At 60.4% G+C, this 24,931-nt stretch carries 19 protein-coding genes; 6 read left to right on the forward strand and 13 right to left on the reverse strand.

The annotated features are described in order from the left end of the window. The first annotated feature begins 25 nt into the window (after nucleotides 1–25). The gene (locus SIAM614_RS17380; protein ID WP_006936502.1) at nucleotides 26–820 is read left to right on the forward strand and encodes a FadR/GntR family transcriptional regulator; all 795 of its coding nucleotides are present in this window, start codon (nucleotides 26–28) and stop codon (nucleotides 818–820) included. Here the strand turns inward: SIAM614_RS17380 and SIAM614_RS17385 are convergent. From SIAM614_RS17385 to SIAM614_RS17445, 13 genes are all read right to left on the reverse strand, one after another. Next, the gene (locus SIAM614_RS17385; RefSeq protein ID WP_006936504.1) at nucleotides 817–2,085 is read right to left on the reverse strand and encodes an amidohydrolase family protein; all 1,269 of its coding nucleotides are present in this window, start codon (nucleotides 2,083–2,085) and stop codon (nucleotides 817–819) included. The two genes, SIAM614_RS17380 and SIAM614_RS17385, sit on opposite strands and share 4 nt — an antisense overlap. A 102-nt stretch (nucleotides 2,086–2,187) precedes the next feature. Continuing rightward, nucleotides 2,188–3,732 carry a siroheme synthase CysG gene (gene cysG, locus SIAM614_RS17390; protein WP_157139921.1) on the reverse strand — a complete coding sequence of 515 codons (1,545 nt, stop codon included), beginning with the start codon at nucleotides 3,730–3,732 and terminating at the stop codon, nucleotides 2,188–2,190. Then, complete coding sequence (locus SIAM614_RS17395; protein WP_006936510.1) at nucleotides 3,704–6,388, reverse strand: nitrate reductase; 2,685 nt, start codon at nucleotides 6,386–6,388, stop codon at nucleotides 3,704–3,706. The genes cysG and SIAM614_RS17395 overlap by 29 nt, the downstream gene beginning before the upstream one ends. A 22-nt stretch (nucleotides 6,389–6,410) precedes the next feature. Continuing rightward, nucleotides 6,411–6,860 (reverse strand): cyanase, encoded by a 450-nt coding sequence (cynS, locus tag SIAM614_RS17400; protein WP_006936512.1) that lies wholly within the window; start codon nucleotides 6,858–6,860, stop codon nucleotides 6,411–6,413. 9 nt (nucleotides 6,861–6,869) lie between these two features. After that, complete coding sequence (locus tag SIAM614_RS17405) at nucleotides 6,870–8,603, reverse strand: bifunctional protein-serine/threonine kinase/phosphatase (RefSeq protein WP_040440531.1); 1,734 nt, start codon at nucleotides 8,601–8,603, stop codon at nucleotides 6,870–6,872. A 63-nt stretch (nucleotides 8,604–8,666) separates the two neighbouring features. After that, nucleotides 8,667–9,512 (reverse strand): formate/nitrite transporter family protein, encoded by an 846-nt coding sequence (locus tag SIAM614_RS17410; protein WP_040440495.1) that lies wholly within the window; start codon nucleotides 9,510–9,512, stop codon nucleotides 8,667–8,669. Nucleotides 9,513–9,543: 31 nt separating this feature from the next. Continuing rightward, entirely contained in the window at nucleotides 9,544–9,885 is a 342-nt protein-coding gene (nirD, locus tag SIAM614_RS17415) for a nitrite reductase small subunit NirD (protein ID WP_006936518.1), read from the reverse strand. Then, nucleotides 9,882–12,335, reverse strand: a complete 2,454-nt coding sequence (gene nirB / locus SIAM614_RS17420) for a nitrite reductase large subunit NirB (protein WP_040440496.1) — start codon at nucleotides 12,333–12,335, stop codon at nucleotides 9,882–9,884. Before nirB ends, nirD begins: the two co-directional genes overlap by 4 nt. Before the next feature lie 17 nt (nucleotides 12,336–12,352). After that, complete coding sequence (locus SIAM614_RS17425) at nucleotides 12,353–14,128, reverse strand: ABC transporter ATP-binding protein (protein WP_006936522.1); 1,776 nt, start codon at nucleotides 14,126–14,128, stop codon at nucleotides 12,353–12,355. 10 nt (nucleotides 14,129–14,138) lie between these two features. Then, nucleotides 14,139–15,221, reverse strand: coding sequence for an ABC transporter permease (locus SIAM614_RS17430; RefSeq protein ID WP_006936524.1), 1,083 nt, complete (start codon nucleotides 15,219–15,221; stop codon nucleotides 14,139–14,141). Between the two features lie 91 nt (nucleotides 15,222–15,312). Continuing rightward, complete coding sequence (locus SIAM614_RS17435) at nucleotides 15,313–16,713, reverse strand: CmpA/NrtA family ABC transporter substrate-binding protein (protein WP_006936526.1); 1,401 nt, start codon at nucleotides 16,711–16,713, stop codon at nucleotides 15,313–15,315. A gap of 364 nt (nucleotides 16,714–17,077) precedes the next feature. Continuing rightward, entirely contained in the window at nucleotides 17,078–18,187 is a 1,110-nt protein-coding gene (locus SIAM614_RS17440) for a CmpA/NrtA family ABC transporter substrate-binding protein (protein ID WP_006936528.1), read from the reverse strand. Nucleotides 18,188–18,247: 60 nt separating this feature from the next. Further along, nucleotides 18,248–18,835: an ANTAR domain-containing response regulator gene (locus SIAM614_RS17445; RefSeq protein WP_040440534.1), complete on the reverse strand. Its 588-nt coding sequence runs from the start codon at nucleotides 18,833–18,835 to the stop codon at nucleotides 18,248–18,250. Between the two features lie 205 nt (nucleotides 18,836–19,040). Between SIAM614_RS17445 and SIAM614_RS31255 the strand changes: the two genes are divergently transcribed. From SIAM614_RS31255 to SIAM614_RS17465, 5 genes are all read left to right on the forward strand, one after another. Further along, complete coding sequence (locus tag SIAM614_RS31255) at nucleotides 19,041–19,226, forward strand: DUF4089 domain-containing protein (protein ID WP_198137343.1); 186 nt, start codon at nucleotides 19,041–19,043, stop codon at nucleotides 19,224–19,226. Next, complete coding sequence (locus SIAM614_RS17450) at nucleotides 19,223–20,632, forward strand: AtzE family amidohydrolase (protein ID WP_006936534.1); 1,410 nt, start codon at nucleotides 19,223–19,225, stop codon at nucleotides 20,630–20,632. The genes SIAM614_RS31255 and SIAM614_RS17450 overlap by 4 nt, the downstream gene beginning before the upstream one ends. Nucleotides 20,633–20,638: 6 nt before the next feature. Further along, nucleotides 20,639–21,532, forward strand: coding sequence for a LysR family transcriptional regulator (locus SIAM614_RS17455; protein ID WP_006936536.1), 894 nt, complete (start codon nucleotides 20,639–20,641; stop codon nucleotides 21,530–21,532). 117 nt (nucleotides 21,533–21,649) lie between these two features. Beyond that, entirely contained in the window at nucleotides 21,650–23,704 is a 2,055-nt protein-coding gene (locus SIAM614_RS17460; RefSeq protein ID WP_006936538.1) for an ABC transporter substrate-binding protein, read from the forward strand. Between the two features lie 231 nt (nucleotides 23,705–23,935). Continuing rightward, entirely contained in the window at nucleotides 23,936–24,928 is a 993-nt protein-coding gene (locus tag SIAM614_RS17465) for an ABC transporter permease (protein ID WP_040440497.1), read from the forward strand. Nucleotides 24,929–24,931 lie beyond the last annotated feature (3 nt).

Below are 24,931 nucleotides of genomic sequence, written 5' to 3' on the forward strand. Positions count from 1 at the left end.
ACAAGGCATTGCAGATTAACCGGCTATGAGAATTCCCGAAGGAGCGACAGATCCCAAGACACGGAAACGCCTGCGGCGGCCGGACATGGTTGCCCAGCAGATCCGTGAACAGATCGTCGAGGCAGGACTGCGGCCCGGTGACCGGGTCCCCGCCGACTGGCTCCTGCCCGAGACGGTCAAGGTCTCCCGGGGGTCTCTGCGCGAAGCCCTGAAGGTGCTGGAATTCCAGGGTCTCATCTCAACCCGCAGCGGTCCGGGCGGTGGTGTCTTCGTCGCCTCCGTTGAACCGGGCGAAGCCATCCGCATGCTGGACAATCTGTTCCTGTTCGACCAGCCGACAATTGCAGACATCTACGCACTCAGAAAACAGCTCGAGCCGGAGCTTGCCGCCTCGGTCGCCGGAACGCTGACCGACGACGCCTTCAAGGCCCTGCAGGGCTGCATCCGGCTTTACGAGGACGAGCCCAAGACAGCTGAGGAAGAATACGCCCAGCGACTTGCGGAACTTGATTTTCATGAAGAGCTGGCACGCCATTGCAGCAACCCGATCCTGGCCTTCACCTGTTCGTTCCTGCTCAGCCTCCTGCGCGACATGACGGTCTGCCGGTCCATCTACAAGGAACCGAACCCCGCCCTTCGTGAAACCGGACTGCACTATCAGGTCAAGTTGCTGCGGGCGATCAAATCAGGCGACGCCGAGCTGTGCCGGATGATCATGCGCGGCCACATGATCGAGGCGGAAAAATACATGCAGGAGCGTGCCGAACTGCGCGCGCGTGGCAGCAGCACGGCGAAGGCCGCCACGACCAGCAGCAGCTAGGAAACCCGAACCGCCCCGCGTTGCGAAGGTATGTCCAGCGTTCCAGAAGGTTCGAGCAACCTTGCTGAAGCCTGTTCGAACGTGAATTTGCCGTTCTTCATGCCCCAGACCGGGCGAATGATCTCCGACACGATCTGGTTGCCGCTCGATGCCGGCAAAGCGACGAACGTGGCGTCTTGCCCCGCCTCGATACGGTAGGCCTTGTTGATCAGCCGCCGCGGTGCGGCCGTCACCATCTCGAAACAGGCTTCCAGCTCTGACTCGGAGCCGAGCTGGTGGACGTTGGCATAGAGATTGGCCATGCGCGGCAGTGAGCAGTCGCCATAAGGCGTGAACGGATTGAGCACGTTGTTTGTCGCGACCGTGCAGCAGACGCCGTGTTCGTGGAAGATATGCGCAGGTGCGACCCCACGCGGCACCAGGTTTTCGCTCCCGCGTCCCATCAGAAACAGATCCGTAGACGGCAGAACGGTGAGTGCGATGTCAGCGGTCTTCAGAATTTGCACCGCCTCCAGAAGATCCTCTCGGGAAAGGGCCGACAGCTTGGTGACGTGGCCGATCGCAACCCGGCCCTGCCAGCCGTAGGCCACTGTCTGCCGGGCGATTTCGTCAAGGTGGCGCCAGGAAGGGTCGAGATCGAAATCCAGATGAAAATCGAGATCGACATCGTGCCGCTGAGCCATGTCAAACAGGCAGGCAATCTGACCCTTCGGATCGCTGTCCGTATAGGGGCACCCACCCAGTAAATCAGCACCCTCAGTAAGCGCCTGCTCCAGCAACTCGGCAGTGCCCGGATTGTTGAGAAGTCCTTCTTGCGGAAAGACGCATATCTGCAAGTCGAGTGCCCAGGAAAAATCCTGCTTCAACCGCTGAATGGCGTGAAACCCCGTAAGGCCGATCCCTGGATCTATCTCCACATGTGTGCGGATGGCATTGGTGCCCTGGACGATGGCCTTTTCCAGGACCTTCCGCCCCCGGTCGTAGACATCCTCTTCCGAAAACCCTTTCTTCGCCTCCGCAACAGAGGAAATCGCCCCTTCCAGCGTGCCGGTCTCGTTCCGGCAGCGGTCGAGAATGCAGGCCTTGTCGAGGTGAAGATGGCTCTCGACAAATCCGGGCACCAGCAGAACACCTTTGCCATCCACCTCTTCCGGGCTCTCCGGAAGGTCCACTCCGATCGCGGAAATCTTTCCACTCTCTACGGCAACATCGACAGCCGTTTTGGCACCGTCGACCAGAACGCTCCGGATCACAAGCCCGCTCAAACCTTCGCCTCCATGGGAGTTTCCTGCTCCGTGCCGGCGCCGGGACAGGTCGCCATCACGCGCGGGCTGGAGGCATGCTCCGCTGCCAGCTGCTCGAACAAATCAAATGGCAGCCGCTTTGCCAAGCGTCCGACTGCCTGGATTTTCACCGCCTGCTGTTTCCAACTCCAGCGGATGGCGCTGACGGAATTCAGACATTACCCTCTGCCCGGTCTGACGGTTCGCTGCCTGGAAAACCTGCCCAACGCCAATCAGCATCGGCCCCTCCAGCCCCAGCGACGTGACACCCTGCTCAAGTTCGTGCAGAGCCCCTGACCAGCGCTGTTCATCGCTGCGGGAAATCCCCGAGACGGCAACGACAGGTGTAGCTGGCGAAAGGCCCTCCTGAACGAGCCGATCCCTGATCCTGCCGGCCATTCTCGCTCCCATGTAGAAGACAGTGGTGGTTGCCGGATCGGTCAGCCCGTGCCAGTCAACCGTTTGCGGCAACTCGCCGTGGCGAGAATGGCCGGTGACGAACCGAACCGACTGGGCATGATCGCGATGCGTCAGTGAAATGCCGAGGCGTGCTGCCATGGCGGAGGCCGCCGTAATGCCTGGAACCACGGACGCCGGAATACCTTCTGCGGCAAGCCTTTCGAGTTCCTCCCCGCCCCGGCCGAAGATCATCGGGTCTCCGCATTTGAGCCGCACCACGTGTTTGCCCTGTTGGGCGAGCGAAACCATCATGTCGTTGATGTCTTCCTGGCGGCAACTTTCCCGGCCGCCCCGCTTGCCGACCAGCATCCGCTTGGCTTCACGGCGGGCCAGTTCCAGAACCGCATCATCCACAAGATCGTCAAACAGGATGACATCGGCCGATTGCAGCGCACGCACCGCCTTCAGCGTGAGGTATTCGGCATCGCCCGGCCCGGCCCCGACAAGGGTGACTTTGCCTGCCGCAGACGACCTTGCATCCTCCAGAAGCGCTTCGGCGAGATCCTCTTCTTCTGGGGCGGACTTTCCGGAGAAGGCAAGATCGGAGATCCGCTCCCAGAACCGCCGTCGCTGTGCCCCTGCCTCCAGCAGCGACAGTGTCTTCTCGCGCAGCCGGCTTGCCAGTTGTGCCCATCCTTGCAGGCTTTCCGGCATCAGCGTTTCGATCCGACGGCGGATCGCCTGCCCGAGGATAGGCGCAACTCCATTCGTCGAGATGCCGATGACGACGGGCGACCGGTTGACGATGGAGCCGAACTGGAAGTCGCAAAAGGCCGGCTTGTCGATCACGTTTACCGGAAGCCCCATTGCGCGAGCTGCGCAGGCAAAGGCCTGCGCCTCACCGTCGCTGATCGCATCGGCAACAGCCAGAACAGCACCTTCAAAACTGTCAACCGACCAGCGCCTCTGATGATGGACAATTCTGCCCCGACTGTTTTCGGAGGCAATCAGCCCGTCGAATGCGGGAGCCAGGTTCTCGGCATAAATGTGAACCTCAGCACCGGCAGCGGCCAGCAACTCCGCTTTCCAGGCAGCCGCATCGCTACCGCCCGCAAGCAGCACTTTTCGGCCCTCCAGCGGGAAGAACAGTGGCAGGCTTGCCAAAGCTCCAACGCGCGCCGAACGTTTCCGGCTCTTTACCTCAGCTGGCTTGCGCAATGTCGGCGTCATTGAGGCTTTCCTTTGCGATGTCATCCAGGAGCGTCTGGATTTCCGAGCGGCAGGAGCCGCAATTCGTGCCCGCTTTCAGCGTTTCCCCAATCGCGCTGACACTCGCCGCACCGCAGCGCGCGGCTTCGGCAATCTGGTTGCAGCCAACCTGGAAGCAGGAGCAAACAAGCGCGCCCGGGTCGGGCCTGTCGGCAGGCACCCGTCCGGCAAGAACACTTGCGCGATCTTGCCGCGCAATGGCATCTCCGCTCAGCAGGCTGCACGCCCATTGGCGGGAGACCTCCACCGGAGCAGCCGAGAAATAGAAGGCTGTCTGCAGGACGTCCTCTTTCCACTGAGCCTGCCGATGCCAACCACCAGAAACATCGGAAATCTCGACGGTTTCGCAATCAACCTCACCGAGCGAGGCTGCAAGTCCGGCAATATCGGCCTTGTCGCGGCCCGCACATTCCAGCCTGAAACCTCCCGGGATGGGAGCCAAGGCCCAATAGTCCGCCGCAATCTTTTCCGGCCGACGGCGCAAGACGGCAAACCCGAACCAGGCCATCGCGGCCCGTGTCACGGCCACCGGAGTGAATTTGGAGCCTGGCTGGCCCGAGTGCGGATCGGTTGCCGGGGCAACGACCGTATCGACCCTCGCATTGGACGCGAGTTGATCGGTCCAGTGCATCGGCACGAACACTTGCCCCTCGCCAACCCTGTCCGTAATCAGTGCCCTCACGAGTACGGATCCGTGAGGGCTTCGTACCTTCACGACATCAGCCGGTGCAATTTTGAGCCGTTCGGCATCCTGGGGATGAATTTCGGCAAAGGGCTCCGCGAAATGGGCCGTGAGGCGCGGCGTCTTGCCGGTGCGCGTCATCGTGTGCCACTGGTCGCGGACCCGGCCCGTGTTCAGAACGAAAGGATACCGCCTCTCCGTCTGACGTGGCGCCTTGAAAACCACCGGAACGAAACGTCCCTTGCCGGTCTCCGTATAGAACCCTCCCTCGGCGAAAAACCTCGTCTCGGCCGATTGTGCAAGAGCGCTCTGCGGCCACTGGAAAGGCGTCATGGCATCGAAACCGGCATCGGGCACATCCTGATAGGCGCTGATATCGAAATCCCGGTTGCCGTCGTTGCAATATCCGGAGAGCCCCGCGTGTTCGCGAAAAATCGCTGCAGGGCCCGGAAAGGAAAACGCCTCGGCATAACCCATGCGGGATGCGACTTCACTCAATTGCCACCAGTCGGGGCGGGCTTCTCCGGGAAGCTCCAGAAAGGCGCGCTGTCTTGAGATCCGGCGCTCGGAGTTGGTAACCGTGCCATCCTTTTCGCCCCAGGCGGCTGCCGGCAGCAAGACGTTCGCATAGGGAACCGTATCGGCTGCCCGAGTGACCTCCGAAACGACCACGAAAGGACAGGTCTTCAGCGCTTCCGCCACGCCGTCGGCGTCGGGCAGACTGTCCACCGGACTGGTCGCCATGATCCACAGGGCCTTGATGCGGCCCTCGCGCACGGCCTCGAATAATTCGACCGCCTTCAACCCGGGCCTGTCGGCAATGGCCGGGCTCTTCCAGAAGTCCTGAACGATCCGCCGGTGTTCGGCATTTTCCAGCACCATATGGCTTGCCAGCATGTTTGCCAGCCCGCCGACTTCCCGACCGCCCATGGCGTTTGGCTGGCCCGTGACCGAGAACGGCCCCATGCCGGGTTTGCCGATCCGGCCGGTCGCCAGATGCGTGTTGACGATGGCATTGACCTTGTCCGTGCCGACGACCGACTGATTGACACCCTGACTGTAGACAGTGACCGTCTTTTCCGTACGCGCGATCATCTTGTAGAAGAGCGCAATGTCCTGCCGCTTCAGCCCTGTCTTTTCGGCAATCTGGCCAATTTCACACGGACCTGCAGCCTCTACAGCGGCCTCAAGCCCTTCCGTGAACCGTTTGACATAACTATCATTTACGACGAGTGCTTCTGCCAGAAAGGACAGCAGCCCATTGAACAGGGCAACGTCCGTATCAGGCTTCAACTGCAGATGAAGATCCGCGATGGCGCAGGTCGCCGTCTTGCGGGGATCGATAACGACGATACGCATGCCTGGGTTGGCCGCTTTCGCCGCTTCAAGCCGCTGAAACAGCACCGGGTGGCACCACGCCAGATTGGAACCGACCAGAACGACAAGATCCGCCAGTTCAAGGTCTTCATAGGTGCCCGGCACCGTGTCCGAGCCAAACGCCCTGCGGTGACCGGCAACGGAAGACGCCATGCAAAGGCGAGAGTTCGTGTCGATATTCGCTGACCCGATGAAGCCTTTCATCAGCTTGTTGGCGACGTAATAGTCCTCGGTCAGGATCTGCCCGGAGACATAAAACGCAACGCTGTCTGGCCCGTGATCGCGAACGGCCTCCTGAAAGTTGCGCGCGACAAGATCGAGCGCGTCATTCCAGGAAGCGCGTTCGCCGGCAATTTCCGGATAGGGCAGCCTGTCGTCGAGCGACAGTGTTTCGCCGAGCGCGGAGCCCTTGGAACACAGCCGTCCAAAGTTCGATGGGTGGTCGGGGTCGCCTGCAACGCTCACGGTCCCGTCCGGGTGCCGGGTGGCGAGAACGCCGCAGCCGACACCGCAATAGGGACAGGTGGTCCGGATGGTTTTGTTGTTGTTGTCGGTCATTCCATCTTTCCCGGTTCCTGGCTTACCAGGCGTTGTAACCAAGGTATTTGCCGGACATCTCGATCTTCACCCGGTCACCCTTGGGGTTTTCGACGCGAGTGACCGACATGTCGAAATCAATGGCAGACATGATGCCGTCGCCGAACTTCTCGTGGATCAGGGCCTTGATGGTCGGCCCGTAAACGCCGACGATTTCATAAAGACGGTAGATGCAGGGGTCCGTCGGCACGGTCTGCGACCAGATCTTAGTCGGGCTTTCCTGCAGCACAAGAGCGGCTTCCTGCGGCAGGCCCAGCGTTGTGGTGATCGCCTGCGCCTTGTCTTCCGGCATGGCGTTCATGCCCATGGCCGCCGAATGGGTCCAGACCGGCGACATGCCGATGGCCTCGGCAATGCCTTCCCAGGTAAGCCCGGCCTGCCGCTTGGCCGACAGGATCATGCTGGTAACGTCTTCACGGGTGAGAGCGGACATGAAAATCTCCTATGGATTGCCGAAGAGTTGAAAGAAAAGGATGGCGCAAAGCACCGCGAGAGCAGCAGACACGATCTGCCAGAAGCGGACAGGATCGCGTTCCGCCAGAGGGACAAAACGATCTGGACTGAAGGAAGGGTTCGGGCGGCGCAGATCTTCAAGAAAGGCACTCAGGGCCTCGTAGCGTTTCCCCGGCACCGGATGAACCGCACGGCAAAGGGCGCCGTCGACCCAGTCCGGCACACGCTCCGTGACAGACGTGGCACTGCGATAACGCAGGGCAGCCTGAGCCCGCTCGCTAGTCGCCCTGGCAACGGCAGCGCCATAAGGCAAGCGGCCGGTCAGCATTTCGTAGGCGATGACGCCAAGCGAGAACTGGTCGCTGTATTCCGTGCCGAGATACCCCAGGAACACTTCCGGGGCAGTGTATTGGTGGGTGCCCAGGATCTCGCCCTTGTCGAGAGACGGCACCGCCTCCATGACACCGGCAATTCGCACGGAACCGAAATCGATGATCTTCACCGTGCCGGACGCATCGATCATGATGTTTTCCGGCCGCAGATCCTGATGAACCATCTCCTTGCGGTGAAATGCCATCAGACCCCTCGCAACCTGCTCCAGGATGCCGCGCACCATTTCAAGGCTCGGATGCGGATTGTCTGTCATCCACTGGCGAAGCGTCTGTCCGTCGACGAATTCGCTCGCCAGAAACAGCGTCTTCCGGCCCTCGGGATAGGAGGCCGCCTTTAGGACATGCGGAGAGGTAATCCGTCGGGCGACCCATTCCTCCAGCGCGAACCGGCGCAGATAGTCTTCCTCGCCGCGCAAATCGAGCGACGGAAACTTGAGGACGACAGGTTCGCCCGTCTTCTCGTTTTCTGCCAGGTAGATGTGGCTGCGGCTGGTGGCATGCAGGCCGCGCAACAGCCGGAAGCCTTCATATCTGCCCGGCACCTTCGGCAGCGGTGCCGGTGGCAAAGTGCCCTCTCCGCTCAGGAGGTCTTCAGCGCCCGGTTCCGAGATGCCCGTCACCCGGACGATCTGGACGGTCAGATTGTCATCGCTGCCCGCAGCCAGCGCCTGATCGACAAGCGCCGCGGCTGCCACGTCGAGATCCTGACCGGCCAGCACGACATCGGCCATATCCTTTGGCCGCAAGAAGCCGTGAACACCATCCGTGGTCAGAATAAATACATCGCCCGGACGAAGGTCGAACACGGCATAATCGATATCGACAGAGTGCCCGACGCCGAGTGCCCGGCCGAGATAGCTTTCCGTTTCCGAGATCCGGACAGTGTGATCTTCCGTCAGTTGTTCCAGGCTTTGTCCGGAGAGACGCCAGATACGGCTGTCACCGACATGAAAGAGATGCGCCTTGCGTCCTTTCAGAACCAGGGCGGAAAAGGTGCAGACATGGCCTCTGTCCAGTTCGGCGGCCTGTTTTGTCTGGCTGAAAAGCCACGAATTGGCGGCCAGGATTACCCGGCTCGCCGAAGTCTTCACCGACCAGGCTTCCGAGGTGCAAAAGTAGTCGGAGAGGAAGGATTTGACGGCTGTCTCGGCAGCGACATGTGCAACCGGACTGGAGGAAATGCCGTCCGCGATGGCAAGCGCAACGCCCTTGTGCACCAGTGCCGAACCGTCCGACACCATGGCGCCGTGGAAGTCCTGGTTCAGGGCTTTCCGTCCGGCAGAAGAAGACTGGCCGGTCTCGACGCTCAAAGTGGTATGGCGGACTTGCATCAGCACGGGAAAAGGATCCTCCGGAAGAAGCGCTCCGCCGCCCGTGGCGGCGGAGCGTCACACTTATTCGGCAGGCGCTGCGACCGGCGCTTTTTCGTAGCCGGCGTTGCGCGAAGGCGAGGTCTTGTAGTGGGTGGCATAGATCATGCCGCCGACGAAGGTCAGCCCGCCGACAAGGTTGCCGACCACGACCGGAATTTCGTTGTAGGCAAAGTAGTCGAACCAGGTGAAGTTGCCGCCGAGCATGATGCCGGACGGGAACAGGAACATGTTCACGATGGAGTGCTCGAAGCCGAGATAGAAGAACACCAGGATCGGCATCCACATGGCCATGATCTTGCCGGAGACCGAGTTGGACATCATCGCGGCGACGACACCGGTCGACACCATCCAGTTGCACATCACGGCGCGGATGAAGACTGTCAGCAGACCCGCCCAGCCGGCGGCGGCATAGCCGAGGGTTCGTGCTTCGCCGATCTTGCCAATTTTCTGACCGACATCGTTCGGCTCCTGACTGAAGCCCATGGTGAAGATGATCGCCATGAAAACGGCGGTCGTCAGGGCACCGGCGAAGTTGCCGGTAAAGACCAGGCCCCAGTTGCGGAAAACACCGCCCCAGGTACAGCCCGGACGTTTTGCGATCACAGCCAGCGGCGCCAGCGTAAACACGCCGGTCAGAAGGTCGAAGCCCAGCAGATAGAGCATGCAGAAGCCGACAGGAAACAGGATCGAGGCAACCAGGAAGTTGCCGGTGTTGACGGCGATTGTCACCGCGAAGGCGGCGGCAAGGGCAAGGATGGCACCAGCCATATAGGCGCGGATAAGCGTGTCCTTGGTGGACATGAAAATTTTCGCTTCGCCCGCGTCGATCATTTTCGAGGCAAATTCCTGTGGCGTTACGTATGACATCTGAATTCCTTTCGCGAGAGTGCTCGGCCGGTCAGACGGCTTCGTGTGAATAGGAAAGGTCAATGAGTATCCGGCCGTCTTCCAGACGGACGGGAAAAGCCGCCGTGCGGCCTTCATCAGCCCCTTGCGCAGCTCCGGTCTCCAGGGAAATCACCCAGTTGTGCAACGGACAGGTCACACAGCCGTCATGCACGATCCCCTGACTGAGAGGCCCGTTCTTGTGCGGGCACTTGTCTTCCAAGGCGAAGACGTCGTCCTTGGCGGTGCGGAAGACGGCGATGGTCATCTCGCCGTTCTTCACGCACCGGGCTCCCTCCCTAGGAATGTCTTCAAGGGTGCCGATATGGACCCAATTGCGGATGTCGGCGGTCATTCGGCAGCCTCCTTTGTCAGAACAGCCATCGGCTTGAACTCATGCTTGTCCCTGCCGGAGACACGCTCCGACCACGGATCGACCTGGGCGTATTTCTGGGAGAAGACGAAACGGTCGAAATACGCCTTGCGCATCGCCTCATCGTCCATGATCTGGCGCCGGATCTCGTCCAGCCCGATACGCTTCGCCCACTTGTAGATGCGTTCCAGGTAATGGCCCTGTTCGCGGTACATCTGGGCAAGCGCGGCAACATGCTCGATTGCCTCATCCTCGGTCTTCACCAGGCCGAGCACTTCCGTGCCCTTGATGTCGAGGCCGGCAGCCCCTGCGAAATGGATCTCGTAACCGCTGTCGACGCAGATGATGCCGATGTCCTTGCAGGTCGCTTCCGCGCAATTTCGCGGACATCCGGAGACCGCCATCTTCAGCTTCGCCGGGGTCCAGGAGCCCCACATGAACTTTTCCAGCTTGATGCCGAGACCGGTGGAATCCTGCGTACCGAACCGGCACCAGTCCGTGCCGACACACGTCTTCACAGTCCTGAGGCCCTTGGCATAGGCCTGCCCGGAAACGAAACCGGCCTTGCCAAGGTCTGCCCAGACCGCGGGAAGGTCTTCCTTCTTGACGCCCAGCATGTCGATGCGCTGGCCGCCGGTACATTTCACTGCCGGGATGTTGAACTTGTCGACGACATCGGCAATCGCCCTCAGTTCCTTGGACGACGTCATGCCGCCCCACATGCGCGGGACGACCGAATAGGTACCGTCCTTCTGGATGTTGGCGTGAACACGTTCATTGATGAAGCGGGACTGGTAGTCGTCCGCATATTCATCCGGCCAGTCGGAAACGAGATAGTAGTTGAGCGCCGGCCGGCACTTGGCGCAGCCGCCCGACGTGGTCCATTCCAGCTCCTGCATCACGGCCGGGATGGATTTCAGCTCCTTGGACTTGATCAGACGGCGGACGTCGTCATGGCCAAGATGCGTGCAGCCGCACATCGGCGTGACGGCCGCCGGATTATAGGCATCGCCCAGGGTCACCTGCATCAGCTGCTCAACCAGCCCCGTGCAGGTGCCGCAGGAGTTTGACGCCTTGGTGTGCGCCCGGACGCCGTCCAGGGACGTCAGGCCCTTCTCCTTGATCGTCGTAACGATCTTGCCCTTGCATACGCCGTTGCAGCCGCAGATTTCCGCATCATCCGGCAAGGCTGCAACGGCCGCCGTAGGGTCCAGCGGGGCCCCTCCCTGATAGGCCTGGCCAAAGATCAGCGTCTCGCGCATGTCCGAGACGTCGGTGCCTTTTTTCAAAAGGTCGAAGAACCACGGGCCGTCGGAAGTTTCGCCGTAAAGCACAGCACCGACGATCTTGTTGTCTTTCAGGACGATGCGCTTGTAGACACCGGCCGACGCATCGCGCAGCACGATCTCTTCCCGATCGTCTCCTTCGGAAAAATCGCCCGCCGAATAAAGATCGACACCGGTCACCTTCAGCTTTGTCGCGGTAACGGAACCCGTATATTCGGATGACCCGCCGAGCAGATTGTCGGCAATCACCCCCGCCATTTCATAGAGCGGCGCAACGAGGCCGTAACACATGCCCCGGTGTTCAACGCATTCGCCGAGCGAGAAGATGTCCGGATCGCTTGTGCGCATGTCGTCGCCGACCAGAACACCGCGATTGACGTCCAGGCCAACCGCCCTGGCAAGGTCCGCCGACGGGCGGATGCCGACGGCCATGACAATGATCGAGGCTTCGATCTCGGTTCCGTCGTCAAGGCGAATACCCCGCACCCGGCCCGCGTCATCCCCCAGGATTTCATGGCTGTTTGCCTTGGTGCGCACGTCGATGCCGCGGCGTTTGAATTCCGCTTCGAGCAGAAACCCGGCGGCCGGGTCGAGCTGGCGCTCCATCAGGGTCGGCATCAGGTGCAGAACGGTAACGTCCATGCCCTGCATCTTGAGGCCGGCCGCCGCTTCAAGGCCCAGCAGACCGCCTCCAATAACGACAGCACGTCCGCCGCGTTTGGCGGCGTCCAGCATCTTTTCCACGTCGTCCAGATCGCGATAGGTCAGAACGCCGTCGAGATCCTTGCCCGGTAGCGGAATGATGAAGGGAGACGATCCTGTGGCGATCACCAGCTTGTCGTAAGTGGCGGTGATGCCGGTTTCCGAGGTGACGGTCTTGGCTTGCCGGTCGATCCCGGAAATACGCGCGCCCTTGTGCAGGGTCACGCCATGTTCGGCATACCAGTCGTCGCCGTGGGTGATGATGTCTTCATAGGTCTTTTCACCCGACAGAACCGGCGACAGCATCAACCGGTTGTAGTTCACCCGAGGCTCTGCATTGAAAATGGTGACCTCACAAGCGTCCCGGTCTTTTTCGAACAGGTTTTCGAGCATCCGCCCGGGCGCCATGCCGTTGCCGACGATGACAAGCTTCTGTTTTGTCATGGCTTTTCTCCAGACTTTCATTCGGCCGCTTCGGCCGCCGCGGTTTGACGGGCCATCCGTGCGGCCCGTTTTTCCTGAATGGATTTCAACTGATCTTCGCTGGGGTTCGCGCCGCCCTCATAGGCTTCCAGGAAGTCCAGAAGCTCCTCGCGGTAGGCGTAGTAATCCGGGTGGGCGAGCAGCTCCTTGCGCGACCGCGGCCGCGGCAGGTCCACTTCCATGATGTTGCCGATACGGGCGTTCGGTCCGTTCGACATCATCACCACGCGGTCGGCTAGCAGGATGGCCTCATCGACATCGTGTGTGACGCAGACGGCCGTCACCTGGGTGCGCTTCCAGACGTCCATCAGGACATCCTGCAGTTCCCAGCGCGTCAGGCTGTCAAGCATGCCGAAGGGCTCATCCAGAAGCAGCAGTTTCGGCGATAGGGCAAAGGCCCGCGCAATGCCGACACGCTGTTTCATGCCGTTGGAAAGCTCGGATGCCGCCTTATGCATCGCATCCGACAGACCGACCTTGGCGAGGTAATATTCGATCACGTCCCGCTTTTCCTGGCGGGATGCATCAGGATAGACCTTGTCGACACCCAGCTCGACATTCTCGTAGGCGGTCAGCCAGGGCATCAGGCTCGGCGCCTGGAAGACGACGGCACGGTCGGGACCTGCCTGGGTCACGTGGGTGCCATCGAGAACGATGGCACCTTCGGTGATCTTGTTGAGCCCTGCCACCATGGACAGGACCGTCGACTTGCCGCAGCCCGAATGGCCGATCAGGGTGATGAACTCGCCTTTTTTCATTTTCAGGTCGAACCCATCGACCACCGTCAGAGGTCCTTTCGGCGTCGGATAGACCTTCTTGAGCTGGGAAAAGTCGAGATAGCGTTCTTCTATTGCCGACCCTGCCGCGCGCTCATAGGCCAACGGCAGCTTGTCTGCGGCCTTGCCCGAGGATTTTCCGGGACGCTGGGTGATCGGAACGATGTCCGGCAGGACAATGTCCCTTTCCAGATCCGCCCCGCGCTCGGCACCTGCTTCCATCAGGTACTCGGTGACTTCAGCCCGCAGGCGAATGAAGTCGTCGTCGTGATTGAGTTCACCGCGATCGCGCGGCCGCTGAAACGGCACCTTGAACTCCGGACCAAGCGTTGCCGGTGTGCCCGGCTTCAGCGGAATGATCCGATCCGCCAGAAGGATCGCCTCATCGACATCGTTGGTGATGAGGACGATGGTCTTCTTCTCTTCCTCGCAGATTGCTGCGAATTCGTCCTGAAGCTTTGCGCGGGTCAGGGCATCGAGCGCCGAGAGCGGCTCGTCCAGCAGCAGCAGTTCCGGCTGCATGGCAAGGGCCCGCGCCACGGCCACCCTCTGGCGCATGCCGCCTGAAAGTTCCGACGGCTTGCGCTCCCGGGCATGCCCCAGACCGACCATCTCGATGTATTTGTCGCAGATTGCCTTGCGCTCAGCCGAGCTCTTCTTCTTGAAAACGCTGTCAACGGCCAGCGCCACATTGCCGTAAACCGACAGCCACGGCATCAGCGAATAGGATTGGAACACGACACCCCGGTCCGGGTGCGGCCCGTCAATTTCCTTGTTCTTGAAGATGATGCCCCCCTTGTCCGGCTCGATAAGGCCGGCCAGCAGGGAGATCAGGGTTGTCTTGCCCGTGCCGGAAAAGCCGACAATGGCAATGAACTCCCCCTCTTCCACTTTCAGGTTGATGTCGTCCAGCACCTCGGTGCGGGCAGCGCCTTCGCCATAGCTTTTGGAGACACCGGAGATTTCCAGAAAGGACATATCCGTCTCCTTAACGATTGGCCGAGAATGTGAAGGCGCGCTGCAGGGCGAACATCAGCCTGTCGAGCATGAAGCCGATGATGCCGATCGTCAGAACAGCGACCATGATCTTGGCGAGCGACTGGGAAGAACCGTTCTGGAATTCGTCCCAGACGAATTTTCCAAGACCCGGGTTCTGCGCCAGCATTTCCGCGGCAATCAGCACCATCCAGCCCACACCCAGCGACAGGCGCAGCCCGGTGAAGATCAGCGGCAGGGAGGAAGGAAGCACCAGCTTGGTAACAGTCTTCCAGGTGGGTAGCTGCAGAACGCGGCCAACATTCATCAGATCCTTGTCGACCGAGGCCACACCCAGCGCGGTATTGATCAGGGTCGGCCACATGGAGCAGAGGGTCACAGTGACGGCGGAAATCAGGAGGGATTTCGATAGCCAGTCGACCGGATCGGCGTAGGTCGCCGACACGATCATGGTAACGATCGGCAGCCAAGCGAGCGGTGACACCGGCTTGAAGATCTGAATGAGCGGGTTGATCGCCCCATTGAAGGAGCGCGACAGGCCCGAGGCAATGCCGAGCGGCACGGCGATCAGCGTTGCGATCAGGAAGCCGAGGCCGACGGTTTTCAGCGAAGTGCCGATCTGGTCGATGTAGGTCGGCTTGCCGGTATAGTCGCGCCACTTGATCTTGTCGGTCTTGCCTTCGGCTTCGTATTTGGCGTTGCGCTGTTCCTGGCGCTCATAAAAGGCATCCGCCTTTTCACGTTCGCGCACATGGTCGTCCCAGAGGTTGACCGCCTGGGACCAGACCGCTGCAGGTCCCGGAACGGCTCCAAGGGACGTCTGCACCTGCGGCGCCAGAGCACCCCACAGCACGAGAAAGGCAGCGATCCCCAGAAGCGGGATCACGAGGACGCGTTTCAGCTCGCCCAACTGTTCCTTCAGGCTGTCTCCAGCGGCAATTTTCAGCAGCGGCACGGTCCAGGACAGGCCGAGTGCATCCAGCCAGCCGGCGGCCTTGTTGATCCGTGTGAAGAGCTTCTCCCGGCGCGCGGCACGGGCAAGGTCCTGACTGCCTGCGGTATCGGCATTGGCCATGATGGCGATCCTTGTTCGATTTCTGTCGGTTCGTTCCGAATGAGAAAGACGAGCGGCGGGGCTGCGGGCCGCCGCTCAAGTTCTGGGGAGATCAGCCGCCCACGACCTGATTGCCATCGACCACCTGCTTGCCCTTCAGGCCAATCGGAAGGCTGTCGATGTAGGCGTTCGGCTGTTTGCCGTCGTAGGGAATGCCGTCGATGATGTCCGCTGCTGGGGTCGGAGCGCGGTAACCGTCCGTTTCCCAGGGGAAGTCTTCCTTGGCCACATGCCCGTCCTCAACCAGCATTTCTGCGGCTTTCAGATAGATGTCAGGGCGATAGACCGACCGCGCGACTTCGTCGTACCAGCTATCCGGCTTGTACTCGGCAATCTGGCCCCAACGGCGCATCTGGGTCAGGTACCAGACGGCATCGGAATAGTAGGGATAGGTGGCGTAGTAGCGGTAGAAGACGTTGAAGTCCGGAACGTCGCGCTTGTCGCCCTTCTCATACTCGAAGGTGCCGGTCATGGAGTTGGCGATCACCTCGGCGTCCGCGCCGACATATTCCGGTCGGGCCAGGATCTCGACGGCTTCCATACGGTTGGCGTTGTCGTTCTCATCCAGCCACTTGGCCGCGCGGATCAGCGCCTTGGTGAGGGCTAGCGTGGTGTTCGGGTATTCTTCGGTGAATTCCTGCGTCAGGCCGAACACCTTCTCCGGATTGTTCTTCCAGATCTCGTAGTCGGTGATGACCGGGACACCGATGCCCTTGAAGACGGCCTGCTGGTTCCAGGGTTCGCCGACGCAATAGCCGTAGATGGTGCCGGCTTCGAGCGTCGACGGCATCTGCGGAGGCGGTGTCACGGACAAAAGCGCATCCGCCTGGATCTGGCCGGAAATATCGGATTTGGAATAAAAGCCCGGATTGATATCGCCGGATGCCAGCCAGTAGCGCAGCTCGTAGTTATGGGTGGAAACCGGGAAGACCATGCCCATGTTGAACGGCTTGCCTTCGGACTTGAACTTGTCGACCACCGGCTTCAGGGCCGAAGCCTTGATCGGGTGAACCGGCTTGCCGTCGTCCTGCATTTCCAGGTGCGGCTTCATCATTTCGAAGACTTCGTTTGAAACGGTGATGCCGTTGCCGTTGAGGTCCATGGAGAACGGCGTCACGATATGTGCCTTGGTGCCGAAGCCGATGGTGGCCGCCAGCGGCTGACCAGCCAGCATGTGAGCACCGTCCAGTTCGCCGGTGATGACCCGGTCGAGCAGAACCTTCCAGTTGGCCTGAGGCTCCAGCGTGACAAAGAGGCCTTCTTCTTCGAAATAGCCAAGTTCATAGGCAACGGCGAGTGGCGCCATATCCGTCAGCTTGATGAAGCCGAAGGTGAGTTCGTCCTTTTCGACATCCAGCATCTCGGCATAGGCGCTGGAAGCGGACACAAGAGCCGTGGCAGCCATCAGGGCGCCAAGTGCGGTCCGGCGGGTGATATTCAGGGTCTTCTTCATTGTCGCGTCCTGTCCCTCGTTCGTCCTGCACCGTCTTCAGCCGGGCACAGGACCAAAAAAAAGCCGCCGACCGAACCGCATGATGGGAGGAGGTCCCATGCGGTTCAGATCGGCGGCTTTGCCTGTGCACCCGGCGGTGGGTGCGATATCTGGTAGGCCAACGTTGGCCCTACCCACCTAAAAGCACGAACTGTGCCAATTGCAGAAATTCGGCGTTTCTGTTTATTTACAGAGACTTAGCTTTCCAGAAAATTTTGACCACCTGCACAACCTGCATATTTGGTCAGCTAAGCATGCAGGCAACTGAATGATTTTTGTGCATCGCAACCTGATTTGAACTGCTTCTACCTGGCTGTTTCGGCGCTCAGGAACGCGCGTCGTCAAACATCTCTATGGTCGCGTCTGTTGCCACACCGCTCAATCCCATCGCTTCCAGATAGACGGTCGGCGAGAACACCTTTTCGACTTCCTGTTCCGCCTCTTTCGAGGGCTGCACCTGCCCCCAACGCACCATCTGCTCGTAGAACCATTTGCCGTAAACCGGCATCGGTGCTGCCTTGATGCCGCCTGAGAAGGTGAGAAAGTCCGGAACGTCCTTCACCGACGCCTGGTCCAGCCGGATCCGGCCCGAGAGTGCCGCAAGGCAGATTTCTGCGGGACAGGCCAGAAGGTCGGGCCGTGCGAGCACGCCTGCCAGCTCCACATTGTTCTTCGGATCGGCGCACCAGTTGGCCGCCGCCGAAAAGGCCCGCATCAGCGCCGCCAGCGTGTCCGGGTTGGCGTCGGCCCATTTACGCGTGACGCCCAGCACTTTTTCCGGACTGTCCGGCCAGATAGCCTGCTTGTAGGTGGCAATGCGGCCCGTTCCGGCTTCGACTGCCGCCGTGTTCCAGGGTTCACCGACGCAATAACCGTCAAGCTGACCTTCAGCCAGAGCATCCGCCATGACCTGTGGCGCCAGCACCGTGATCTCCACATCCTGGTCCGGATCGATCCCGGCGGCGGCGAGCCAATAGCGCAATTCATAGGCATGTCCGGAAAAAGGGTGCACGACACCGAAATGAAGCATCGGCAGGCCGCTCTTCTGCCTGCTGGCGATCACACGCGCAAGCGCAGCCCCCGTGGAGGCCGGATCGCCTTCCGGGTCGGCTCCGGCAGCGGCCATATCCGCCCAGAGGGCATTGGAGACCGTAATCGCGTTGCCACCCAGCCCGAGCAGCATGGGGGCCAGCATGGGCACGGCAAGACTGGTCAGGTTGAGGCTGGCGGCAATCGGCATCGGGGCCAGCATATGGGCGACATCGAAATGGCCAACGGATATCCGGTCGCGGATGTTGGCCCAGGAGGTTTCCCGGATCAGTTTGAGCGCTATGCCTTCCCGTTCGGCAAAGCCTAACTCGGCAGCAGCCACGATGACGGCACTGTCCAGAAGCGGAATAAATCCTGCAATGACAGGCTTCAGGTTCGTGTTCATGATCCTACAGTCCTCTGGTTGGCCGTCTCTCCCCGTCCGGTCGCTCTTGTTGTCATCGCGTCAGTCTCCCAGCAATCCGCTGGCGATCACCAGGCTCTGGGCCACATCGATGATTTTACGACTCTGGTTCATGGCCGTTCGGCGCAAGAGGTCATAAGCCTCCTGCTCGCTGAGCCCCTTCGATTTCATGAGAATGCCTTTGGCCCGGTCGATGGTTTTCCGGTCTGCAAGTTCAGAGCGCACTTCCTCCAGCTCCTCTGTCAGCCTGGAAAACGCTCGGAAACGGCTGATCGCCATGTCCAGGATCGGTTTGACACGTTCCCGCTTCAGCCCGTCGACGATGTAAGCCGATACGCCCGCGTCGACGGCCGCCTCGATGGAGTGGCTGTCCGACTTGTCGACGAACATCGCAATCGGCCGGCGCACCGCCCGCGACACCTGAAACATGTGTTCCAATTGGTCTCGATTCGGGTTCTCCAGATCGATCACGATCACATCCGGATTGATGTCCGAGATCTGGCGAACCAGCCCTTCCATCTGGTGCACGACAATAACCTTGTCGTGCCCGGCATCGTGCAATCCCTGCTCGATGATCGAGGCACGGATCTTGTTGTCATCAATAACCAGAATGGAAAGCCCGCCGCTCATGCCGCCATTATGCGCAGGGCTAATTTTTATGCAACAGAAATGCTGCGTCGCAACAACCAGGTCATAACCCGCCATCCACTGAACCTCCGGCTTGCCGAAACAGAACCGAAGGAAGCTCAAATCACAAAAGGCAAAATCTTCTCTGGACAGGGCCCCGCAGCCTTTGAAAGATGCCTCCAGAAAATTCTGGATGAAGGACAGCGGGATGGCGGACACGTTTGAACCCAGGGCGCATGTGGCCCACATGGAAAAGATGTTGGGTCTGACAATCGAGGAAGACTGGCGCCCTGTCGTGGAAATGCATATTGCCGCGATCGAAAAAGCTGCCGAAGCGGTGCTGGATTTCCCGTTGGAGGATCACGCCGAAGCTGCACCGGTCTTTGTCCCATGAGCCCTGAGAGCAAGGAATTGAACGCTCGGACAGCGGCTCAGACGGTCACAGCCGTCAACAGCGGTGATATCAGGGCTCTGGAAGTTGCCTATGCGTCTCTCGAGGCGATTGAAAGTCTCAATCCCAAGGTCAACGCCTTTACCGACGTCCTGGGCGAGCGCGCACTCCTTGAAGCACGCGCCGTCGATGACGCCATTCAAGACGGCCAGACCTTGCCGCTGGCCGGCGTGCCCTATGCCGTCAAGAACCTTTACGATGTCGAAGGCCTGACCACCCGCGCCGGTGCAAAGATCAACCGCGAAAACCCGCCTGCCACCGCAGACGCAATACTGGTGCGCAAGCTTAAAGAGGCTGGAGCGGTTCTGGTCGGGGCGACTCACATGGGCGAATACGCCTATGATTTCACTGGCGAAAGCGCACACGACGGCATTTGCCGCAATCCTCACGATACGGATTACATGACCGGCGGCTCATCCTCCGGATCTGCCGCGGCAACCGCTGCCGGCATGGTGCCGCTTGCCATGGGGTCCGACACCAACGGCTCCATTCGTGTCCCTGCCTCCTTCTGCGGCTTGTTCGGCCTGAAGCCGACCTACGGACGCCTCAGCCGCGCGGGAACCTACCCATTTGTTGGCAGCCTGGACCATCTCGGTCCGCTGACCCGCTCGGCCGAAGACCTGGCCCTGATATTTGACGTCTTGCAGGGGCACGACCCGGCGGATCCGGCCCAGACGAACCATCCGGAAATTGAAACCCATACCCGGCTTGCAGAAGACATCGGTCCGCTGCGCATTGCCGTTGCCGGCGGATACTTTCGAGAAAAAGCCCTGCCTGATGCCCTCAATGCCGTCGATCTTGTCGCAAAGGCGCTTGGCGCAAGCCTTGAGATCGATATTCCGGAAGCTGCCCGGGCCCGCGCCGCTGCCTATGTCATCACCGCGGCCGAAGGCTCCACCCTGCATCTGAACCGCATCCTGCAACGGCCCCGGGATTTCGACCCGGAAACGCGTGATCGCTTCCTGGCGGGAACCATGGTGCCGGCCATCTGGGTTCAGCAGGCCCAGCGCTTCCGGAGCTGGTTTCGCGATCTCTTCCGCAAGATCTTCGAAAACGTCGACGTTCTTCTGGCTCCGGCAACGCCCTTCCCTGCCCTTGCCTCCGGCACGAAGACCTTCACCATCGGCGGCGAGACCATGCCGGCCCGGCCCAACATCGGCCTGTTCACACAGCCTATCTCCTTCATCGGGCTTCCCGCGGTGACAGTGCCGATCTGGCTGGAAGGAGCTAAGTTGCCCATCGGGGTTCAGGTGATCGCACCGGCCTGGCGCGAGGATCTGGCACTCCGCGTCGCTCATCAACTTGAGCTGTCCGGCGTAGCCCGCGCTCCTGTTGCAAAGCTTTCCTGAACGGTCATGGAAAAAACGCCTGCTCGCTCCAAAAGCACCCTCAGCCTCGTGCAGTTGCGCGCGCTGGAAGCCGTGGTCCGTACGGGCAGTTTTTCAGCCGCGGCAAAGGAAATTGGCGTTTCCCAGCCGTCCATATCCAACCATGTCCAGAGCCTGGAGAGCCGTTTCAAGACAAGGCTCCTGGCGAAATCCGGCTATTCGGTTTCAGCGACCCCCGCCCTGGAAGGTCTCCTGCCGCGCATCAGGGCCGTTCTGGCTCTGGTGGGGGATCTGGAGACGGAGCTCACCCATCAGCGGACGCTCGCCTCCGGTGAACTCAGGATCGGTTATTCCACCTATCAGCTTGCGATTCCGAAGATCTCCACCTTCATGTCCAGCCACCCGGATATCTCGATCGAGGCCAGGGCTCTGGCGACGCAGGACATTCTCCACCTGTTCGAAGATGGCGAGATCGATATCGGTTTCGTCACCGGCAGAGAGATCCCTTCCGGCCTGGACGGCGAGTTGCTGGTCAAGACCCGCATCGTGATTGCCGCACCGCACGATCATCCGCTGGCGAAAAAAGCGACGGTGAGCTGGGACGAGGTCGCGTCTCTGCATCTGCTGCAGCGGGAAGGATCTTCCGGAACGCGCAAGATCTTCGAGGCAGCGGCAACGATCGCCGGCATCCGGCCGCACACAGTGCTGGCGCTCGGCTCCTGGGGCTCTATCGCCACCCTGATCCGTTCCGGGGTCGGTGTCGGCATCGCCATGGAGGCCGAGATCACCGACCGCGACGGCTGCGTTGCCATACAGATCGACGATCCCTCACTGGTCGCCAACCATTATGTTGTCTGGCAAAAGGACATGTCGAAAGTGGCGGCCGTCGAAGCCTTCAGAAAGAGCCTGCACGATCTTTGACACTTCCATGTCAGGGATCACTTTATAACAAAAAGCTATACATATAAAAATTTCATCAAACTGTTATGATTGAAGCGTTGTTAGGGCCTCGCACATTTTCCCTTCCAGGAGCCCGCAATGACCGTCAAATCTCTTCTCCTGTCCGGCGCAGCGCTGGCCGTTCTGGCCACCCCTGCCCTGGCCAACTGCCCGGCCGTCACTGTCGCCGACAAGCAAGGCCTCAACTCTGACTACCCACAGCAGTTCGAACTCGCAGAATTCGAAGAAAAGGCCGCTTGTGGCCTGGCTTTCGTAGAGAACCCGGCCATCAGGGATCTCAACAGCAAGATCCTCGGCAATGGCGAACTGGCCGACGTCGCTGCCCGACTGCCGAAAGAGCCGCTGGTTGTTGCACCTTATGAAAAGATCGGTACCTATGGCGGTGTCCTGACCGGCATTTCCAAAGGCACAGAGTCCGGCACGTCCGATCTCCTGTCCGTGCGCCACGTCAACTTCGTGCGGTACGCCGACGACCTTCAGACCGTCGTGCCGAACGTCGCCAAGGGCTGGGCCTGGAATGACGAATACACCGAACTGACCATCAACCTGCGAGAAGGCCACAAGTGGTCCGACGGCGAGCCGTTCACCGCAGAAGACGTTGCCTTCTGGTATAACGACATCATCCTGAACCCGGATGTCTATGAAAAGACCCCGGGCCGCTGGCTGTTCGCTGGCGAGCCGGTCAAGGTCGAAGCCATCGACCCGGTCACCGTCAGGTTCACCTTCCCGGTTCCTACCCCGGGCATCCTGAACCGCTTCGCCGTCGATTACGGCCAGCCGTTCCAGCCGAAGCATTTCCTCAGCCAGTTCATGCCGAAATACAACGAACAGGCAGAAGAACTCGCCAAGGAATACGGCTTTGAAAGCGCCAGGGAAGCGGTCGACTTCTATTACGGTGGTTCAGACTGGAAGGACGTTCCCTCCCCGCTGCTGAAGGATAGCGACAAGGCCACCAAGATCGGCCGCGCCGTCGTGCCGACGCTGGAAAGCCACATCGTGGTCGAAGAAAGCTCCGAAGGCCGCAAGCTGGTCGCCAACCCCTATTTCCACATGGTCGACACCGCCGGCAACCAGCTTCCCTACATCTCCGAAATCTCCGAGACCTATATCGGCGACAAGGAAGTGCAGAACCTGAAGATCATGAACGGCGAAGTGGTCTGGAAACAGCAGGCCGTCTTCCTGGAAGACTTCCCGCTGCTGAAGGAAAACGAAGGCAAGGGCAACTACACCGTCTCCTTCGCCCCGACCTTCGGCGAGAACGTCTTCTTCTCCTTCAACCGCACTCACAAGGATCCGGTTCTCGCGGAACTCTTCTCGGACGTCCGCTTCAACCGCGCCATGTCCCACGCCCTCAACCGCGACGAGATCAACGAAATCGTCTATCTCGGCCAGGGCACGCCGATGCAGGGTGTTCCGGCTGAACCGAAGACCGTGTCCTTCATCTCCGACGAACTGCTCAACAAGGACATTTCCTACGACGTTGAAGGCGCCAAGGCGCTGCTGGCTGAAATCGGCCTGAAAGATACCGACGGCGACGGCACCCTGGAACGGGCGGACGGCAAGCCGCTGGTGGTCCGCATGGTCTATTCGACCCAGGGCGTTCCGGTGAAGATGATGGAACTTGTCCGTGACTACTGGTCTGCGGTCGGTGTCCGCGTCGACCTGAAGGAAGTCACGTCCGACGAATACCGCTCTGCCGGCAACAACAACGAACTGGACGTAACCACCTGGAAATACGACGGCAATGCCGGCCCGACCATTTCCCAGGACGTTACCGCCTTCATCCCGCCCTTCGGCGACTATTTCAACCCGGGCACCGGCTTTGAATGGGCTGCCTGGAAGGAAAGCGGCGGCAAGGAAGGCACCGAACCTCCGGCAGACATCCAGAAACTCTGGGACCTGTCCGAGAAGTTCATCCAGGTTGAGATGGGGTCCGGGGAAAGCAACAGACTGGGTGCCGAAATCGCGCGGATCCATGTCGACAACCTGCTGAAGATCGGCACGGTCGGCAACATCGTCGCTCCCTTCCTGTACCGCAATGACCTGAAGAACGTGAAGCCGATCAAGGCCAAGACCTACGACTTCTACTGGACCTATCCCTACCGTCCGCAGCAGTGGTCGCTGGAACAGTAAGTCCCTGATGCAGTTGCCGGAGCGGCCTGCCACCCCGGCACACATTTCCAACACCTGTCATCCCTGCGCTTGCAGGGATGACCACACCCCGGGGCGACATCCCGGGACGACGCCCCCGGCTTTCTCATCCTTGAGAGCGCGTTTGCGCGCGCCTCGGAGGATGGGGTCTCGGGAAGATGGATAACGGTGCGATGAGTGGGAACCGGTAATCCGGGACGATGGAGAGGTTCGATGCTTCGGTTCACGCTTGAGCGCTTTGTAGGCATGGTGATCACCATGGCCCTTGTTTCCGTCATGGTCTTCATCATCATGGAAATCCCGCCCGGCGACTATGCGGACCGCTATGCCTTTCGCAAGTTCTCCGGCACCGGCGTCAGCGTCACGGAAGCCGATATCGAGGCGATCCGTTCAGATCTGGGTCTCGATAAGCCCATGGTGCTGCGCTATTTCGACTGGATCGGCGGCATTGTCCTTCACGGCGATTTCGGTCAGGCCTTCGCCTTTGAAACCTCCGTGGTGAAAGTGATTGGCGACAAGGCGTGGCTGACACTTGGCATCATGCTCACAACGCTGATCCTCACTTACGCGATCTCGATCCCGGTTGGCATCTATGCTGCCGTCAAGCGCGGTTCATCGCTCGACTACGGGCTCACCATCTTTTCCTATCTCGGGCTCGCCCTGCCGAACTTTCTCCTGGCACTGATCATGCTCTATTTCGCCAACAAATGGTTCGGTGCCGATATCGGCGGGCTGTTGTCCGCCCGCTATCAGGACGCGCCCTGGTCGCTTGCGAAAGTGTGGGACCTGATCAAGCACCTGTGGCTGCCGGCGGTCGTGCTGGCCTGGTCCGCAGTCGCCTACCAGATCCAGACCATGCGCGCGACCATGTCGGACGAGCTCAACCGCCTGTCCGTAACGGCGGCCCGTGCCCGCGGTGTGCCGGAAGGCAAGCTGCTGCTGAAATACCCGGCGCGGCTCGCGATCAACCCGATCGTTTCTACCATCGGCTTTGACGTCAACCGGATCTTTTCCGAGCTGCCGATCGTCGCTGCCGTGCTGGGCCTGACCGAGCTCGGCGAGCTGTTGCTGAAGGCCTATCTAGACCTCGACATGTATGTGGCCGGCGCCATCCTGCTGCTGCTGACCTTCATCATCGTCTTCATGAACTTCGTTTCCGATCTTCTTCTGGCGTGGCTCGACCCGCGCATCAAGCTGGGGGCCTGAGCC

This window comes from Roseibium aggregatum IAM 12614 (assembly GCF_000168975.1).
Lineage (GTDB): Bacteria > Pseudomonadota > Alphaproteobacteria > Rhizobiales > Stappiaceae > Roseibium > Roseibium aggregatum.

Bases quoted from the DNA above. Each gene is read 5' to 3' on its own strand.
- SIAM614_RS17380 (WP_006936502.1), top strand. From the start codon at position 26: ATGAGAATTCCCGAAGGAGCGACAGATCCCAAGACACGGAAACGCCTG.
- cysG (WP_157139921.1), bottom strand. From the start codon at position 3,732: ATGACGCCGACATTGCGCAAGCCAGCTGAGGTAAAGAGCCGGAAACGT.
- SIAM614_RS17395 (WP_006936510.1), bottom strand. From the start codon at position 6,388: ATGACCGACAACAACAACAAAACCATCCGGACCACCTGTCCCTATTGC.
- cynS (WP_006936512.1), bottom strand. From the start codon at position 6,860: ATGTCCGCTCTCACCCGTGAAGACGTTACCAGCATGATCCTGTCGGCC.
- SIAM614_RS17405 (WP_040440531.1), bottom strand. From the start codon at position 8,603: ATGCAAGTCCGCCATACCACTTTGAGCGTCGAGACCGGCCAGTCTTCT.
- SIAM614_RS17410 (WP_040440495.1), bottom strand. From the start codon at position 9,512: ATGTCATACGTAACGCCACAGGAATTTGCCTCGAAAATGATCGACGCG.
- nirD (WP_006936518.1), bottom strand. From the start codon at position 9,885: ATGACCGCCGACATCCGCAATTGGGTCCATATCGGCACCCTTGAAGAC.
- nirB (WP_040440496.1), bottom strand. From the start codon at position 12,335: ATGACAAAACAGAAGCTTGTCATCGTCGGCAACGGCATGGCGCCCGGG.
- SIAM614_RS17425 (WP_006936522.1), bottom strand. From the start codon at position 14,128: ATGTCCTTTCTGGAAATCTCCGGTGTCTCCAAAAGCTATGGCGAAGGC.
- SIAM614_RS17430 (WP_006936524.1), bottom strand. From the start codon at position 15,221: ATGGCCAATGCCGATACCGCAGGCAGTCAGGACCTTGCCCGTGCCGCG.
- SIAM614_RS17435 (WP_006936526.1), bottom strand. From the start codon at position 16,713: ATGAAGAAGACCCTGAATATCACCCGCCGGACCGCACTTGGCGCCCTG.
- SIAM614_RS17440 (WP_006936528.1), bottom strand. From the start codon at position 18,187: ATGAACACGAACCTGAAGCCTGTCATTGCAGGATTTATTCCGCTTCTG.
- SIAM614_RS17445 (WP_040440534.1), bottom strand. From the start codon at position 18,835: ATGAGCGGCGGGCTTTCCATTCTGGTTATTGATGACAACAAGATCCGT.
- SIAM614_RS31255 (WP_198137343.1), top strand. From the start codon at position 19,041: ATGGCGGACACGTTTGAACCCAGGGCGCATGTGGCCCACATGGAAAAG.
- SIAM614_RS17450 (WP_006936534.1), top strand. From the start codon at position 19,223: ATGAGCCCTGAGAGCAAGGAATTGAACGCTCGGACAGCGGCTCAGACG.
- SIAM614_RS17455 (WP_006936536.1), top strand. From the start codon at position 20,639: ATGGAAAAAACGCCTGCTCGCTCCAAAAGCACCCTCAGCCTCGTGCAG.
- SIAM614_RS17460 (WP_006936538.1), top strand. From the start codon at position 21,650: ATGACCGTCAAATCTCTTCTCCTGTCCGGCGCAGCGCTGGCCGTTCTG.
- SIAM614_RS17465 (WP_040440497.1), top strand. From the start codon at position 23,936: ATGCTTCGGTTCACGCTTGAGCGCTTTGTAGGCATGGTGATCACCATG.